Consider the following 2,610-nt stretch of genomic DNA (forward strand, 5'->3'; position numbering starts at 1 on the left):
CTTTTTATTCTCCTAGGTAATGGTAAGCAAACATGATGTGGCGCGTCACCGGGTGGCCCGGTCGCAACGTAATGTCGCCAAACCCCGGGTGATTAATGGCATCCGGTAACGTTTGCGCTTCGGTTGCTAACGAATTATAACGGTGGGCGTCCTGATTTTTACCATTGACCGGATCGGCGGTAAAAATTACCAGGCCGTTACGATCCGAATAAATATCGACCCGGCGTTGACCGGCCGCGTCCCCGACCGCTGCCACCGGAGCCGTAAAACTCGGTGTCACTTGGTAAGCATCATCAAATTCAACCTTGCCGTTTTCCGCAGCTAAAGCGGCTAAGGCCGGTTTAAGACCACGGGGCTGCTGAAAATCATACGCCGTTCCGGCAACTGGTAACAATTTCCCGGTCGGCAACTTTTCCGCGGCCGTTTCAACCCGCTGATCACTATTAATTTGCAGCCACTGGTGGTCAATACTCGTTTGACCGTCCGTCACGTTCCAATAAACGTGGTTAGTGGGGTTAAAGAGGGTCGGCGCATCGGTCTGTGCCCCGTATTCCAAACTAACCTGGTTTGCTTCGTCCAAGGTAAACTTAATTTTCAGGGCTAAATTTCCCGGGTAATTATCGTCCGTAGACTTTACGTGGTGCGTCAATGTCACGCTGGCCGTATCGGCCGTTTGGTCCGTTTGACCGGCGTAGTTGATCTTAGTAAAACCGTGGAACCCACCGTGTAACGAGTGGGTCTGTTCGTTCATATCAACGTGGTAGGTCTGACCGTCAAGCTTAAACTGAGCCCCACCGATCCGGCCGGCGACCCGTCCCACCGACTGACTAATGTTAAAAACGTTGTGTAAATAATCATCCAAGGTTTTTAACCCAATCGTTAGGGGCCGTTCCTGCCCATTTTCAACCACCACAAATTCCTGCAAAGTTCCACCCAGACTCAGCACCGCAATCCGCGTCTGGTGCGAATTAGTCAGCACGTACCGGATAACCTTTTCGCCGTTTAACTCACCAAAAACTTCCTGTTTAATTTTCAAATTTTGACACCTCCAAGTGATATAAAACGCTTTCAAACATTATTATAACGTAAAGTGGCAAAGTTTTACTAAAAACAATAAAACCCGTAACATTTCGTGGCTCAATACACCACTGTTACAGGCTTTATAGAAGTAAATTGTTTTTATGATTCTTAATGTTTAGCATCTAATCATTTATTATCAATTATTTAGTATTCTAGGGAATTTAACTTTATTTGTTAGTTTTAATCGACATCAAAAACCATATAACTTCAATTGACTATGCATTTTGAGCTACACCATCAACTGTCTCAACATCAGCTTGTTTTTGTTGGTCAGCTTCAGCTTCACGTTTATATGCCTGCCGGTCAATAATCTTGAAAAACGGTAAGTACACAACGATGGCAATAACAAGTTCAACTAGTTGCCATACAGGAGCACGCCAATCACCACCAGTAATTAAATATCCATTAACAAAAATTGGCGTCGTCCATGGAACCTGTGCAATTACCATCCCAATAATGTGTGCTTTCATTAAGAAATAAGTAATTCCTTGTAAAACCATCGGAATTAAAACAAATGGAATACTTAAAACTGGGTTCAAAACGACTGGTAACCCGAACATTATTGGTTCACTAATTTCAAATACAGAAGGAACTGCACCCAAACGTGCCAACTGTTTGTATTGTTTGCTCTTTGCAAATAATAGACAGCAGATAACTAATGCCAGAATTGCTCCAGTACCACCTATATTCATCCCAAAATCTAAGAAACCATCAGCAGTGATATGGGTTGGTGCCAACCCCTTAGAAGCACGATCAATGTTGGACATTAAGAAGTAACCATAAATCGGGTTTGCAACGGCACCAACCACGTTATTTCCGTGAATCCCAACAGTCCAAAGAATTAAAGTTAGGAAAAGGACTAACTCGAAACCCCAGAAACTATTTAATCCGACGACCAGTGGTGAGAAAATGGCCGTAATAATTGCATTAATTTTAATATTGAATAGCACTCGAATAATCCAGAAAAATCCTAATGATGCACAGGCTGGAATTAACGCTACAAACGACCCTGCTACAGCCGGTGGAACTGAATCTGGTAACGTAATAACAATATGACGATGAATAAAGAAAGCCACAATTTCACTAGAAACGATTGAAACAACAATAGCCGTAAACATCCCATCTGATCCTAGAGTTGCGGGGTCAATTGCCAATTTTGAATTTAGCATACACAGTAAGAAAGCAGAAACCCCAATTGCTGTACCAGTTAACGTATCAATTTTATTAAGCTTAGCCATTTCATGGCTCATACCAATTGCAACAATTACTGAAATAATACCAAACGTAATTGATACAGCTGAATTTAATTGAGCCTGATATGGTTTAATCCATTCAGAATAACCACTAATTGGTAAATTAGCTAAAATTTCAAAAATACTACCAAAAATAGTAAACGGTACAGTGATGATCATCCCATCACGCAAAGCCAGCATGTACTTCATATTGCTAAACTTTGACAATGCAGGACTAAAAACATTTTGAAACCAATTTCCAATGGCTTTCATGATTAAAAATCCCTTTCTATGATAA

The 2,610-nt window shown here is 41.7% G+C and carries 2 protein-coding genes; both read right to left on the minus strand.

Annotated features, from left to right (window positions below):
* Positions 1-4: 4 nt before the first annotated feature.
* Positions 5-1,036 (minus strand): aldose epimerase family protein, encoded by a 1,032-nt coding sequence (locus D1831_RS14095; protein WP_125073437.1) that lies wholly within the window; start codon positions 1,034-1,036, stop codon positions 5-7.
* 259 nt (positions 1,037-1,295) lie between these two features.
* On the minus strand, positions 1,296-2,610 hold a 1,315-nt coding region (locus D1831_RS14100), incomplete at its 5' end, for a PTS sugar transporter subunit IIC (RefSeq protein WP_318531887.1).

Source organism: Lactiplantibacillus garii (assembly GCF_003885105.1).
Lineage (GTDB): Bacteria > Bacillota > Bacilli > Lactobacillales > Lactobacillaceae > Lactiplantibacillus > Lactiplantibacillus garii.